Annotated in this window: 11 protein-coding genes; 2 read left to right on the top strand and 9 right to left on the bottom strand. The window is 32.4% G+C overall.

Annotation, left to right across the window (positions count from 1 at the left end; all coding sequences use genetic code 11):
- Window positions 1–122: 122 nt before the first annotated feature.
- The 9 genes from DM397_RS19050 to DM397_RS19010 form a co-directional block, all read right to left on the bottom strand.
- Window positions 123–557, bottom strand: coding sequence for a hypothetical protein (locus DM397_RS19050; protein WP_111379046.1), 435 nt, complete (start codon window positions 555–557; stop codon window positions 123–125).
- A gap of 302 nt (window positions 558–859) precedes the next feature.
- Window positions 860–1141, bottom strand: a complete 282-nt coding sequence (locus tag DM397_RS19045; protein ID WP_111379045.1) for a hypothetical protein — start codon at window positions 1139–1141, stop codon at window positions 860–862.
- A gap of 283 nt (window positions 1142–1424) precedes the next feature.
- Complete coding sequence (locus tag DM397_RS19040; protein WP_111379044.1) at window positions 1425–3266, bottom strand: Eco57I restriction-modification methylase domain-containing protein; 1842 nt, start codon at window positions 3264–3266, stop codon at window positions 1425–1427.
- Window positions 3266–4063, bottom strand: coding sequence for a hypothetical protein (locus DM397_RS19035; RefSeq protein ID WP_111379043.1), 798 nt, complete (start codon window positions 4061–4063; stop codon window positions 3266–3268). The genes DM397_RS19040 and DM397_RS19035 overlap by 1 nt, the downstream gene beginning before the upstream one ends.
- Complete coding sequence (locus DM397_RS19030) at window positions 4064–5179, bottom strand: hypothetical protein (RefSeq protein ID WP_142479096.1); 1116 nt, start codon at window positions 5177–5179, stop codon at window positions 4064–4066.
- Entirely contained in the window at window positions 5172–7484 is a 2313-nt protein-coding gene (locus tag DM397_RS19025) for an ATP-binding protein (protein WP_111379041.1), read from the bottom strand. The genes DM397_RS19030 and DM397_RS19025 overlap by 8 nt, the downstream gene beginning before the upstream one ends.
- A 238-nt stretch (window positions 7485–7722) precedes the next feature.
- Window positions 7723–8520 carry a TatD family hydrolase gene (locus tag DM397_RS19020; protein ID WP_111379040.1) on the bottom strand — a complete coding sequence of 266 codons (798 nt, stop codon included), beginning with the start codon at window positions 8518–8520 and terminating at the stop codon, window positions 7723–7725.
- A gap of 359 nt (window positions 8521–8879) precedes the next feature.
- Window positions 8880–10301: an RtcB family protein gene (locus DM397_RS19015; protein ID WP_111379218.1), complete on the bottom strand. Its 1422-nt coding sequence runs from the start codon at window positions 10299–10301 to the stop codon at window positions 8880–8882.
- A 958-nt stretch (window positions 10302–11259) separates the two neighbouring features.
- The gene (locus DM397_RS19010) at window positions 11260–12777 is read right to left on the bottom strand and encodes a TROVE domain-containing protein (RefSeq protein WP_111379039.1); all 1518 of its coding nucleotides are present in this window, start codon (window positions 12775–12777) and stop codon (window positions 11260–11262) included.
- Window positions 12778–12899: 122 nt separating this feature from the next.
- Between DM397_RS19010 and DM397_RS19005 the strand changes: the two genes are divergently transcribed.
- On the top strand, window positions 12900–13514 hold the full coding sequence (locus DM397_RS19005; protein ID WP_111379038.1) for an HD domain-containing protein: 615 nt from the start codon (window positions 12900–12902) through the stop codon (window positions 13512–13514).
- A gap of 160 nt (window positions 13515–13674) precedes the next feature.
- Window positions 13675–14712, top strand: a complete 1038-nt coding sequence (locus tag DM397_RS19000) for a helix-turn-helix transcriptional regulator (RefSeq protein ID WP_111379037.1) — start codon at window positions 13675–13677, stop codon at window positions 14710–14712.
- The last annotated feature ends 42 nt before the right edge of the window (window positions 14713–14754 follow it).

The raw sequence follows: 14754 nt of genomic DNA, 5'->3' as shown, positions 1-14754 counted from the left end.
ACTGTAGTCCCGATAGCTATCGGGATAGATTATTTGTTGGGATGTGAAAAGCAAAATGTGATTTGTTTTTCAGCAAAAAGCACAACATTCACAATTCACAATTCACCATTAACAATTATAAATTACCAATAGCTTCCCGCCAAGAAAGTCAGCCTGATAAAAGTGAGGTTTTTATTTTGAGATAAATCGATTTCCTCTGTTAACGTTTCCAGCTGATCGTCTCCATAGAAAACAGCGTATAAACCATCTTCGAAAGCTAAAATGGCATTTTCCTGCGCTTTGGCCAAATCTACTTGGTTGTGGTTGTAAAGCGCGCCAAAACCAACTTTTCCGGTATCGGTAAGAATGGGTAAATAATTTTCTTTTGGAAGATGGATTTTGTCTTCGTCTTCAAACTCAAAAGATGAAGAACGGAACAATTGTACCTGATGATCAACAATCGATTCTATGAGTTTTTGTGTAGTAATGACAGGATTTTCTATATCTAGAGCGATACTTTTTTCCTGAAGGAGCGGATGTTTTTTTCCTAATTGTTTAACTGAGATGCTTATATTCATCTTTACGGGCTTTTATTTTGGAGCCGTAATGTAAGATTTTTAAAGCGATTTTTACTTAAAATAATGTCTTTTTAATGTTAAAAAAATCTACCTAGAAAACGCATTGAGGATGCGGATTATACGGATTCGCTAACGCGAAGACGCGGATTAAAAACAGATTTTTTATTTATTCTTAAGTAATCCGTTTTAATCTGCGTTTTTACGAAGTAAATCTGTTTTATCCGCGTCTCATTACACGGATTTTCGTAAAGGCTGATACTAAAAAAAATCCCGACAAATAGACATTGTCGGGATTTGAGTTTTTATTGAGATAATTTACCATTGCTACTACAAGCCTTATAAATCTGTTTCTCTGAAAATGGCGATAAGGTTTCTGCCAGATTTCGGCTGGTTCTTAAACAGCTCAGTATTTTTTGCCTTAAATTGATATCGTCGCCAAACTCTGTATGCATTAATAGCTCGAAGATTTCCTGCAAATACATAGGCTGTTCTTTGTAATTTCCCTCAAACAATTCGTCTGAAAGGAAATTAATTACGGATGGTACTACATCTCGATGTGTTGGTTTTTGATTTTCTTTTTGCATAGTTCTGAAAATATTAAACACACGAAACCCACGATCGGTTGTGCAAAAACATTCCAAGGAATGAGATTAGGGCTATCACTAGCACCCTCAACGTAACGTGGGTTCGCTTATATTAAACTTAAAAATAATTTTTTAAGGATTTCTCCTTGGTGTAATGTTTTTGCTCTGCAAAGATATACTTTTATTTTTAAAAGAAAGAAAAAACTTACTTTTTTTTTTCAAAATTAAAACTTAGTATTAAAATATTCTTTCTACTTTTCTTTTTAATCATTAAAAATTAGAATCAGCTTAACAAGTTCATATCAATTCCATACTTTAAACCAATGAAATCATTAATTTTTTCTTCATCATCTTCTTCTATTAACTGATTAATTTCATTTTCAGTAAAATCATAAACTCCAAATCTTTTAATATAATTTCTACTTAAAGAAAAATATCCTGCTCCATAAGGCTTACTCGAATTTATAACATAAAACCAAAAAATTTTAGAGCTCATTATTTTTTGCATAAACAACAAATCTCTTTCATTGTCGCTAATTAAAGCTAACCCGTTATGAAACAATAAATTTTCATCAAGATTTAAAACAAAATTAGGAATCATTGGTGTTATATGTGGAAAAAAAAGTTTGTATCTTAATTTTTCAAGTGACTGATTTCTACCGTAAGCAAACCAATTTTCATACTTCCCATTTCCTTTATCTCTTGTTTCTAGTATATCTTTTTTATCTCTTAAATAATTATATGCTTTTGGATACTTACTCTTTAAATCATTTTCTTTAATTAATTTTGGAGTCTCCTTTTCATAATAATAAGGGAATATAATTTTCTTCTTCAAAGAGTCTATCGAATTAATCTTTATAAGCTTATTAGGGTTTATAATTTCTCTACATATTTCCTTTTCAATAGGATAACAACCACCATTTTCTAAATAAAAATATTTATCATCTTCCTTAATTGGATCAAAAATATAAATATCATTTTTCAAGGTTGCTATTCCATTTCTAGTCTTAAATTTTTCTCCTAAAGGAACACCTATAGACTCAATTTTATTTAAAAGATCCATTTTTTGAAGATTCCATCCATTGAGACTTTCAAGTGATGAATAAGAAATTTTAGTTAAATCCAAAGTTAAAGAATCAAGTTCTTTAGGATTAGTCAATCTTAAATATTCCAAAAATCTTGAATTTGTTTTTTTTATCAAACATATGCATGTATATGCTGATTTAGAATTAAAAATTTGTGTTCCTCCAAAATCAATTAATACAAATTTATTTTTTTCTCTTTGAAAATATTCTCTTAATGCTCTACCGTTTACACTCTTAAAAAATGTATTCATTGTAATATATCCTAAAATACCATTCCTTTTGAGAACACTTAATCCTATCTCAAAAAAAGGAATATATAAATCTGGATGGCCTGATAAACAGACGCTCCAAAATTTTAAATATTCTTTTGTCGTAAGATCAATATTACGAGAACACACATATGGAGGGTTTCCTATAACAATGTCAAAACCTTTAAAATTTAAAATTTTTTTATTCCATTCAAAAATTAAAGCATTTCCATTAAAAAGATTAAACTTAAACTTTTTCTTGTCTTCTCCATCGTTTATCGCTAATAATGAAAGTAATATTTCTGATCTATTAATAGAATATTCTTGTATATCTAAACCAAATATATTTGATTTAAAAATATCAGAATACGACCTATTAGACAAACTCTTTAATTTTTTAGCTGCATTAAATAAAAAACCAGCACAACCACATGCCGGATCACATATCTTTATTTTATCAAAATTGCTATAATTAGAAAATGTATTGTCCAGAATATAATTTCTAATGTAATCAGGTGTATATATAGCACCTGTTATCACTTTGTCTTCTGGTGATATTACGAATTCAAAAGCCTTAATTAAATCTTCAAAAGTTGATAATTCCTGAATTCTTAAAAAATTTTGTAATGAAATATAATCATCACAATTTTCTGTAATCAAAAGTCTTTTTATATTTTCATTCTCAATTGATAAAATTTTTCGTGAATATAAAAAAGCAGAGACTAATAATCTATCTATTTTATATGGATCAAAAGAATATGCTTTTAAAAATCTTAATGCTTCTTGTTTCATTATATTATTTGAGGGCAAATATCTTTTGTATTCCAATCTTTAGTAATTGTATGAAATCCAAAATGATTTGCGAAACTTGCTATAAATGGTTTTAATGTTCTCTCTTGGGCATTCCTTAAAATCTTGATATAGCGTGGATCTTTTTTAACTTTTCGCCATAAAACTGGAGCAAAATTTGATAAAATAAAGTCCAAACCAGAAATAAAGTCCATTGGGTAATGCATAAATCGTGGATTATCTAAAATTAAATGATTCCCAAAATTTTTTCCAACAGAATTATACCCACTCAATTTTCGTCCACCCATTTGAAAATGATAAATTGGATGAACTTCATTAGATGGATTACCGCCTTCTATATGTCTATCCAAATGATACGAAAGTATATGATCTTTTTGACCTCTCGATTTTCCTTCAATCACAATATTAAATTCTAAATGCTTAAATGGGTCTTTAGTACCTTTACCATCTTCCGAATATTCACCTTTCAAATCAATACTAAATTCTAGTATTGCTTTTTTCACTGTTTTAGGATATTGAATATTATTTGAAATATCAATCTCTAATGTAAAATCACTTATTTTATATCCCCAGCTCAAAGGCGTCCCTAATTCCTTACCTTCTTTTTCATCAAACTTTGTTGGTGGTAAATCAGTTTTATTTTGTAATCTTTTGATAGCTCTGTCAATTGAATCAATTGATTTTTTATTTATTTGATTTGAATTTAAAACTGCCTTTAAAGTATTTAATTCATTAGCCAACTCTAGGCGATAATTATAATTTTTATTATCTATTGTCATCTAATCAATTTTTATTCGTTCAATAGCTAGTCTATCAATTTCTGTTGGATGAATTTTTATTCCCATTTTATCAACAATTTTAGGTTTCTCTACAATTGCAAATAAAGATACATATGCATAATCTTGCCATGGCTTTGGTTCTTCCTTCCCTATAATTTTAAAGCCTTCAAATGGATCTAATGGCATACCAGTAACTTCACAAACATTCCAGTAATTATTACTTTCAAATAATTTTATTGGCTCAGCAACAACTAACTCTCTTAAACCTGTCTTTTCAATTAAAAGAGTAACTCGTGATACAGCATCTAAACTAGCTAGATTCTCACTTGTAATACCTTCAAAAATATCAATAACTAAATCATTCCACCATCTTTTCCAACTATCATTAAAAATTCCTTTATATTCACCTGAAGAAAAATAGCCACATAGCTTACCCCAATCCTTTGATTCTGAAATATTAATCCCCAATCTAGCAGCTAAAGTTACTTCATTTACCAAAAGACCTATTGGCTGAATAATATCCTTAAATATAGTTCTAGCTATTTCATGCGGAGGAGGATTATCTTCACAAACAAATCGTGACAATATTCTTTCATCTAATTCTTTATAATCCCTATTAAGAAAATGGGAAAAGTTTTTCTTGTCTGAATTTATAACTCTATATCCATCAATTAAGGAAACTATTTTCTTGATAGTAATTTCATTTATATCATCTTTCAAAAATGTCCAGTCAAATAAATCATGACTAGTAAAATCTCTACTAAATGAATCCTTAATTTTAGTTTCAGTTGAACACAATATAATTGGCATATCTGGCAAAGAGCCTTCAGACGCTAAAGTTCTAAGCATTTGAGCCAAGGGAGGAGCCTGATATCGTACTTTAAATTTTTCCCCATTTTCATCAAACGTGTCTTCCTGGGGGCCATTTAATTGCAAATCTAAAATTAAAGCATCATAATTTTTAAGATCTTGAGTCAATATATCTAGTTCACTTTCAAAATTCTTAGGTTTATTTAAAGTAACCTCCAAGATATTTTTAGACTCTAATTTCTCCTTAATAGGATTAATTAGACTATCTTTTTCATCATCAATATAAAAAATTTTATATTTATTCATAATCATTTATTTCAGTTTTTGGTAATTCTATTCTTATTGTTGTGGAATAATTTTCTTTTGGTTTTGTAACAAAAACCTCTCCACCATAACCTTCAATAATATCTTTTACAATTTTAAGTCCTAAGCCTGTTCCTGACAATTCCTCTAATTCAGTTGAATTATTTCCTGATGGATTGCTCGTTGTGTAAAAAGCATCAAAAATTTGATCTTCTTTTTCAGGAGCAATACCAATGCCATTGTCAGAAAACTCCAAATACACTTTCTTGCCAATCTTTCCGGCATCAATACTAATTTTTCCAAGTACAGCTTTTTTTGCAATAGCCTTTTTTGAATTAGTATAAAAATTAAATAAAATGGAAGACCATTCTGAAGAATGCATTGGACAAGTAAACAAATTATAGCCATTAAAATTTGGCTTTTCTAAAGCGATATTACTTCTTTCTAAATCTGGTGTAATAATTTCAATAAAACTAGAAACTGGTTCTCGAAGTTCTATTGGTTTTAATTCCCGATTAACATTTTTAGAAATAGCATCTTTAAAAAAAGACGTGTAAACGGTAAATGCCTCAAGATTTTTTTGCAACCTATAACCCACATTTTTAGCATGTGAATCTTCGACGAAATTTGTTAAATACTCAGCATCGTATTTAAATGCTGGTTCATAATGATTTACTTCATGGACAAATTCGCCAATAGTTAGTCCCAAACCAGCTAAAATCCTCAACATTTGTATTTCTTTAACTAATTCTTTAGTCTTTTCTTCACTTTCCGAAGTTTCTTGTTGCTGTACTAATTCTAACTCAATTATCTTTTCATTAATTGTTTTTAATTTTATCGAAATATCTTGCTTTGAATCGGGATTATTTTGATTTTTATTAATCTCATCGTCTATAATTATTTCATTAAATTCTTGTTTAACTTCCTTTATTATATCCAAAGATGTTTTTTTATCCCAATCTTTTTGCCCTGCTGTACCTTTTTTTAATCTTATTTGCGAAATTTTGACTGCCACGTCAGTTAAAACCTTGTATCCAAAATCTTTAAGCTCTGCAAATGCAAGAGTTTCTAATAATCCTTCTCTACTTGATAATTCTTGAAAATTTATTCCATCTTTATCAATAACCTCAACAAAACCAAAAAAATGTAAATTAGAATGCGCAGCCAAAATACTTCTTCTTCTCATAGAGGCATCCAACGTAAGCCAATCATCATTTTTTTCAGCATAAGGCAAAACTCTAAATCCGTTTCTATAAAGCCTAATTCCACCATGTTCTTTTGCATTCTCAAGTATATATGAATTGACGGTTTTTGGTATGAATGAAGTTTGATTTCCATTATATATAAAATAGTACGCTTTCAAATGGACATTTCTTAAAGCATCATATTTATCCTCCCTATCTTTTTTACCAACTAAATACAATTCCTCTGGAATTGATAACTTATCACTTTTAAATGAATAATAACCCTGTCCTTCTTCATCAACATATGCTTCAATTTCTGCAAGTGCGTGTTGAAAAAATGCACTTTCTTCATCAATAATTAAATTTCCATTTCTATAAAAAGTAACTTTAAAACCCGGATCTTTTTCATTTTTTTCAAGTCGCTCCGATAAAGGAAAAGGTTGTAACAAATCCGATATATATTTATAAGCTCTTTGTATCATTGAATCTGACCATCCCTCTCTTACTTTATCAATTATAAGAGTTGTCCCTTCATCTTTTTCTTTTGGAATTTCTTCTATTTTATTTGAAATCAAAAGCAAATTAGAATCAATTTCGTATTTATCCCAATTAATAGTTACTTTTAATGCTTTATCAGAATCAAGAGTTTGTGTTATTATTGTCAAAATTTCTCCTATTCTTTGAGTAGCAAAGCGACCTATACCTTTTTGTCCAGCTCGTGTTCTACCATATCTTAACGACTTTGGATTATGTATTTTATCACTAGAAGATATTGTCATAAACCCTTTCACTAATTGATCCCTTGTCATCCCTAATCCAGTATCATCAATTACTAATTTTCCTCCGGGCCTATCACATTGTTCAAAATACAAATTCACAGATAATGCATCAGAGTCATAAGCATTTTTAACTAGTTCTGAAACAGCTGTTTCATTTCTTCCTACAAGTTCTCTACCCAACCTATTAATTACACCAGCATCAACAGAAAAACGAATATTGTTTAAATCTAGATTTGCAATTTGATGAGAAAGCTCAAGAATCAAATCATTATCAGATACTTCCTTTTGAAGTTCTAAATTTAACTTTTCTTTTAAAGACTGTAAATTATTATCTTCTGAATTCATTATTTATTACTATCAAATTTGTGTAAAAATACACAATGTATGAGATAAAATTAATTTAAAAATATTTTATATCGTTTTAAATTTTAATAAACATTGACCTAATAATATTATTTTGCATATTTTTTTCATGAATTTATTTTCATTATTTCTCTACCTCAAATATATACAATCAAAAAGCCTTCAAAACAAGTACAAACACCTGATTTAAAAGCCAACAAATAATCTTTATAATTAAGACTTAAATCCCAAAAAAGCTTTTAGAATTCTTAGTAGTTTCCTCCGCTACTTTAGCCAAAGTAATTCCTTTAAACTGTGCAATTGTTCCGGCAACATATGGCAGAAAAGCAGGTTCGCAACGGCGTTCGTGGTATTTCTTTAAGAGACTGTTCGGAACATTTTTAGGAAGCATAAATGGCGCATCGGTTTCAATCATCATTCGGTCGAGCGGTACGTACTGAATGACTTCTTTTAAATGGCTGAAACGCTTGGCATCTGAAATCGCTCCCGTAAAACCCAAATAAAATCCGTTATCGAGATAGGTTTTGGCTTCCTGCAACGTTCCCGTAAAACAATGTACAACGGCTTTTGGCAGTTTCGGCAGATAGTCTTTCGTAATATTCATAAATGAACTAAAAGCGCTTCTTTCGTGCAAAAACAACGGTTTCTGAACTTCAATCGCCAATTCGAGCTGGGCTTTGTAACATTCTTCCTGTTTGTTTCGGGGCGAAAAATCACGATCAAAATCGAGTCCGCATTCCCCAACAGAAACTACGTGTTTCAGTTCTAATAATTTCCTGAGTTTCGAAATACTCTGCGCATCAAAACTCTTCGCATCATGCGGATGTATTCCCGCCGTAGCATATAATACGCTTGGGTATTGTCGCGCAATCTTCGCAGATTCTTCGCTATTTCGTACGCTGGTGCCTGTGAGTATCATTTGCGATACATCGGCATCGAGCGCGTCTTGTACGACATCGTCTATGTCGTTTTGGAATTGTTTGTTGGTTAGGTTGATTCCTATGTCTATGTAATTCATTTTTTTTAAAGTTGCTAAGGTTCTAAGAGGCTAAGGTGCTAAGGTTTTTTTCTCTCTGTTGCCTTAAATTATTTTTTATTTTTTGCCACTAAGGCACTAGGACGCTAAGTTTTTGTTTTTAATCTCGCAATCCCGATAGCTATCGGGAGCGTGAAAAATCTTTAACCACACCGTTTGTCATCCTGAGGAACGAAGGATCACATCCAATATTCCTCAAAGAGAATCGCCAATCTTTGTAGAGTTTCTAGTGTGATCCTTCGTTCCTCAGGATGACAAACTGGGCGTTAGACGCACTGCAGTGCGCCTCTACACTGAAAACTGTGACCGAGACTGAACACTAAAAAACTGACCACTGACCACTAGTCCTCCCTGCTTCCATCATCTGCCATTCTCACCAATTTCGGTGTAAACTTCGCTACAACATCCACTAATTCTTTCTGCGCTTCCATCACCTGATTGATATCTTTATACGCCATTGGGGCTTCGTCTAGACCTGCTCCGATAAGCGTAACGCCATGATCTTTCAGGATCGATTTCATTTCGGTTTGTGTGATGTTTTTTATGGCTTGGGTTCTGCTCATTTGTCTTCCTGCTCCATGCGAAGCCGAATTAATGGCATTCTCCTCACCTTTTCCTCTCATCAAAAATCCTGGTGCGGTCATACTTCCCGGAATGATTCCCATAACGCCTTTTCCGGCTGGGGTTGCTCCTTTTCTATGTACGATTACTTCTTCTCCGTTCCAGATTTCTTTCCAGGCGAAATTATGGTGGTTTTCGACTTTGGCTAAAATCGTCGCACCCAAGGCACGTTCCATTTTGTTATGGATTATCTCGTGACAAGCCGAAGCGTAATCTCCCGCCAAATTCATCGCCAGCCAATATTCTTGTCCTAATTGCGAGTTCATATCTAAATACGCCAAGTTTTTGGCTACTTCTGGAAGTTTACATTCGTCTTTGGCGATTTTAGTATAATGTCCTGCAATCGTTGCTCCCATTCCGCGTGAACCCGAATGTGTTAACAAAGCGACGTATTTTCCTTTTGTGATATTCAAAACCGCATCGTCTTTAGCAAATTCCATGATTCCGAATTCCACAAAGTGATTTCCACCACCTGAAGATCCTAATTGCGACCAAGCTTTATCTTTCAAGTTCTTCACAAACGGATTCATATTGAAAGTCTCGTTCTCCAAAACCGCATGATCTGATTTGTACTGACCGTGAAATCCGTGACCTGCTCCAAAAATAGAATTCGCCATTAATTCTTTTTTGAATTTAGCTTCGTTTTCAAAGTAAAAAGCTGCAGGAATATCATAAACCGACAATGCCATTCTACATCCAATATCAACCCCAACACCATAAGGAATAATGGCATTTTTTGTGGCTAAAACTCCGCCAATCGGTAATCCGTAACCTTGGTGCGCGTCTGGCATTAAAGCTCCGGCAACCGTAACAGGCAGTTTCATGGCAACTTCCATTTGTTTTCTGGCTCCGTCTTCGATATGATCCAATCCGTAAGCCGAATATGCATTCGGATTCTGATTTAAAGCAATGAAATCTTCTGGTTTTTCATTCGATTTTTCGATTAAAGCCACAGCCAGTCTGCTGAAGATTTTATCGTCAATATAATTCTCCGGAGTTTCTAAGACGTTTTTGAAATTGGTAATCATTTCGTCTCTTGTGAATCCGTTTCGTTTGCTGTTTATTTTTAAGGCAATCCCAATTATTTTTCCTTCTGGGAATCCTAATTCTAATATATCTGTACCGTTTATTTGTGTTTTCATTTTTTCTTTTTTAAGGGACAATCCCGATAGCTATCGGGACTGAGGTTCATAGATGCAAAGGTTTTATACTGCTGCGTAGTTTTTTTCTTTTTTTCTCAGCGAAGAGATAGTTCTCGCAAAGTCGCAGAGTCGCTAAGGTTTTTCTTTAAGCATTAAACACAAAGTTTGTCATTTCGAGGAACGAGAAATCTTCGCAAGTAACTCCGCAATCAAAATCACCAATCTTTGTCTAGCTTCTCGTGGAGATTTGCTTCGCCTGTTCGCTATCGCTCGAGTCTCGTTCCTCGAAATGACAAACTGTGTCTTTAATTTTATTTAATTGATGTTTTCAACATTCATTTTTTAATTTTTAAAAGAGGTAACACTTAGGAATGGTCTAATTTTCTTGGAACGAAGTAACCATTTCCTGACGACACTCTTTTTTTAAGAGCAATATTCTATAAGCGACTTTTAGGATTCGAACCTAATATTATCATGCCGCGAAGTAGCGCTTTATAGACGGCATCTTATTTTTTGAAAAAGTAATAATTTATAAGAGTTAATATTCAACCTAAACGAAGTAGCTCTCATACACGACATTTTTCAGTTTTAAAAAGAAGTAAAAAGCAATAAGAGAAACGGGGCTTGTCTTGCCAGAGTCGAACTGGATAACCTTGCTGATTTTACAACTTCGCTATTCCTCCCCAAATTTGAGACGAAGTAACTCTTATTTACGACATTCTTTTTTATTTTTAAAACAAGGCAACAAACGATAAGTGACATATCCTGCTCTAACCACTGAGCTACATTTCTGTCATTAAACAGAATTGGTGGGATTCGAACCCACGTCCCGGGCGTTATCAATGCGAAGTAACACTTATCTACGACACTTGTTTTTTATTCTATTTTCAATGAACTTATTTCTTTTACAAATATTCAAATCATACTGCGCAGTTATTTTGCGCAGTAGATTAAAAGTTTACAATTCTATTCGATTAATGTAATTCAAAGCGCTGCTTTTATCGTCTAAAGCATTCAAAACATCAAACACTTTATCTGACCAACCGGCTATTAAATATACATCGTTTTTTTCGATGTTTATTGGTGACTGACCGTAACCAGCCAAATCAAATAAATACAATTTTGCATTTGGTGCGATACTTTTGTATCGGTTCCAGGAGTTTGCAAATGAATCTTTTGTGTAAGCATTATTCCACATTTGAACATCTGTAAACAACATTACTTTATCTACAATTTCTTTTCGGGCGATTAAATCTTCCAAAACCAAATGACCGTTTGTAGCGTAACCTACTTCACCTTCGCGTTTGTAATATTCGTTGACGTTGGCCAATATACTTCGTTTTGGCATATTGATTATTTTCCAACGATCACCAAACATACCGCTTACCACATTTTTACAACGACTTTGCATTAACATACCCAACATCAAACCGATATCATAAAGCAATACTTTACTTTTTGGTGAAATTGGCTGCTGCATCGAACCCGAAACGTCGCAAGCAATTACAACTGATGTATTTACATCAAAACCTTTCATGTTTTGTGAACTCGCCATAACAGCATCTTCTAAGGCATCTAAAACCATTGAAGTGTATTTGAAATTCAAATCTTTCACTTCACGATAAGCGGCTAAAAATCGGAATGGCAATTGTTTTGAGTTTGCGACTGCTTTTTCGTTAGAAAGATAATCGCATACTTTTTGGATATGAAAACCAGAAACATTCGCTTCTAAGATGTTTCGTAAGTTACGCAACAAAGCCATGTAACCTACTTTACCGCTATCAATCAATTCTTCCCATTTTTGAGTAAATGCTTTTTGTTTTTCAAATTCGTTATAAAACTTTATTTGACCTAATTGCGACAACTCAGTTTCCCAAGTATATGGCGTTTGCAAAGTGTTATTTACCAATTTATCAAAGATTGCCTGCTGTGCTTCATCTTTTGCTTTTGGGTGAACCAAAAACAAAGCATCTTTTAATTTAACCACACCATCGCGATTGTATTTTGCGAATTGGTATTCGTCAAATTTATTGAATGAAACCGCTAAACCTTTTTGGATTTGTTTTGATAAACGGTTTAATTTCTTAACGCCATTACGTTCGTTTGCCATTTGGTAATACGCTAACAATTCTGTTATCTCGTCTGCACGTTGTATAACATTAATTATCATTTTACTGATTAATGAATCGCCAGAATAAATTTTAGCCAATTCTACAATCAAAACCAATGGCACAGAACGCATATGCATTTCATTACGTGTATAAACTGCCAATTTTGCAACAAATACTGGATTACATTTTTTAATCAAGTTTTTGATTCGCTCTAAACGAGTTGTATCTTTTTCATAAAATGAAGCACTTAAGCTTGTTGTTACAACTGCTGCGTATAATTCGTATTCTGATGTTAAAGAAAAAGCCGGAGCATTTTCGTGATTAACTATATTGTTTTTCTCTTTTGCTAAAAAATTGAATTTCATAATTTCTGGTTTTTAAAATTAGACAATGGTTATTGTTTTATTTCTTGAGCAAAGATTTCAAAACTACTACGCAATTATTTTGCGCAGTAAAAAAAGAATTTTAAATTTGAGTAAAAAACAACATGAATTTAGAGAAAATCTATTCTGAATTACTTTCGAATATTGGCTTTTCAGCAAATGAAATTCAGCAAAACTGGTTAGATTTAGAAAAGGCATATTCCAAAAAATCAAGGCATTATCACAATCTCACGCATTTAAAAGAAATGATTGCCTGTTTCGAAACGTACCGTGATAAACTTCAAAATCCAAACGAAATATTATTTTCGATTTTTTATCATGATTTTGTGTATTCGGCTTCTAAAAAAGATAACGAACTCAAAAGTGCTGAGTTTGCGTTGGCTATTTTACCTGAAAATGTCAATCTAAATAGACAATTAGTTTTTGACGCGATCTGCGCAACACAGCAACATCAGCAAAATGCGATTGAAGATATAAACTGGTTAATCGATTTTGATTTGAAAATTCTAGCCAAAGATTGGGAAGATTATAAAATCTATTTTGAACAAATTAGAAAAGAATACCGCATTTATCCTGATTTTCTATACAAACCCGGGCGTGCAAAAGCGTTGAAGCATTTTTCGGAGAATGAGTTTGTTTTTCAAACCAATGAGTTTCGGAATTTATACGAAGAAAAAGCTCGCGCTAATATTGAGAAAGAAATAAAGTTATTAAGCTAAAAATTGAATCTCGCAAAGACGCAGAGTCGCAAAGTTTTTTCTCTCGCAGATTGAGCAGATTTAAGAGATTTTTTTTAATCCTTTTAATCCATACAATCTGTGGCTTAAAAATAAAAACTTTGCGCCTTCGCGACTTTGCGAGCAAAAAACACACAAAGCAATGTCACAAAACAAAAACGCCTTAATTCGATACAAAACCATCGATAAATGCCTTCAGAATAAATACAGGCAATGGACACTCGAAGATTTAATCGAAGAATGTTCAGAGGCTTTATTTGAATATGAAGGACGCCAAAACCCAATTAGTAAACGAACCATTCAAATGGATATTCAATTGATGCGAAGTGAAAAATTGGGTTATAATGCGCCAATCGTGGTTTATGATAAAAAGTATTATAAATATGAAGACGAAGATTTTTCGATAACCGATATTCCGCTGACGGAAACCGATATGAATGTTTTAACCGAAACGGTTTCTATGCTGAAGCAGTTTAAGGATTTCTCTTTATTTAATGATGTATCAGATATTCTACAGCGATTGGAAGATAAAATCTACTCCGAAAAATCGCACACTAAACCCGTTATTTATCTGGATAAAAATGAGAAGCTAAAAGGATTGCATTATCTGGACGAAATATATCAGGCTATTATCAAGAAAATGGTTCTGATTATTACGTATAAATCTTTTAAATCTGCCGAAGAAACGAAATTCCATTTTCATCCTTTTATATTAAAGGAATTTAATAACCGCTGGTTTTTGATTGGAAAGAAAAAAGCCTCACAGCCGATTACCAATTTGGCTTTGGACAGAATCATTTCTATCGATTACGATTTTAACCATCCTTATCTAGAAGAAGATTTTGATGCTGATAATTTTTATAAAGATGTAATTGGTGTTACAGTAAATTCGGGATTAAATGCTAGACGAATTGAATTATGGATTGATGCTTCAAATGCGCCTTATGTACTTACAAAACCTCTGCATACTTCTCAGCGGCTAATTAAACAAAACGAAGACGGAAGCGTCATTATACACATATATGTAATCCCAAATTACGAAATGGAAAGACTTTTATTAGGTTTTGGAAGCTGTTTGGAGATTTTAAAGCCAGAAGGTCTGAGAAATCGTATGAAAAAGACCCTTCAAGAAGCGATTTCGCGTTACGATTCTGAAAAACCAACTGAAATAAATGCATGATTTTTTACAGAATACAGAAATAAATGCGTTTTAAAAACTAAA

This window comes from Flavobacterium nitrogenifigens (genome assembly GCF_003254565.1).
In the GTDB taxonomy this organism is placed as follows: Bacteria; Bacteroidota; Bacteroidia; order Flavobacteriales; family Flavobacteriaceae; genus Flavobacterium; species Flavobacterium nitrogenifigens.
Note: the sequence above shows the minus strand (reverse complement) of the source record. Positions and strands in the feature narration are given on the sequence as shown.

Coding starts and splice junctions, on each gene's coding strand:
- DM397_RS19050 (WP_111379046.1), bottom strand. CDS start 557: ATGAATATAAGCATCTCAGTTAAACAATTAGGAAAAAAACATCCGCTC.
- DM397_RS19045 (WP_111379045.1), bottom strand. CDS start 1,141: ATGCAAAAAGAAAATCAAAAACCAACACATCGAGATGTAGTACCATCC.
- DM397_RS19040 (WP_111379044.1), bottom strand. CDS start 3,266: ATGAAACAAGAAGCATTAAGATTTTTAAAAGCATATTCTTTTGATCCA.
- DM397_RS19035 (WP_111379043.1), bottom strand. CDS start 4,063: ATGACAATAGATAATAAAAATTATAATTATCGCCTAGAGTTGGCTAAT.
- DM397_RS19030 (WP_142479096.1), bottom strand. CDS start 5,179: ATGAATAAATATAAAATTTTTTATATTGATGATGAAAAAGATAGTCTA.
- DM397_RS19025 (WP_111379041.1), bottom strand. CDS start 7,484: ATGAATTCAGAAGATAATAATTTACAGTCTTTAAAAGAAAAGTTAAAT.
- DM397_RS19020 (WP_111379040.1), bottom strand. CDS start 8,520: ATGAATTACATAGACATAGGAATCAACCTAACCAACAAACAATTCCAA.
- DM397_RS19015 (WP_111379218.1), bottom strand. CDS start 10,301: ATGAAAACACAAATAAACGGTACAGATATATTAGAATTAGGATTCCCA.
- DM397_RS19010 (WP_111379039.1), bottom strand. CDS start 12,777: ATGAAATTCAATTTTTTAGCAAAAGAGAAAAACAATATAGTTAATCAC.
- DM397_RS19005 (WP_111379038.1), top strand. CDS start 12,900: ATGAATTTAGAGAAAATCTATTCTGAATTACTTTCGAATATTGGCTTT.
- DM397_RS19000 (WP_111379037.1), top strand. CDS start 13,675: ATGTCACAAAACAAAAACGCCTTAATTCGATACAAAACCATCGATAAA.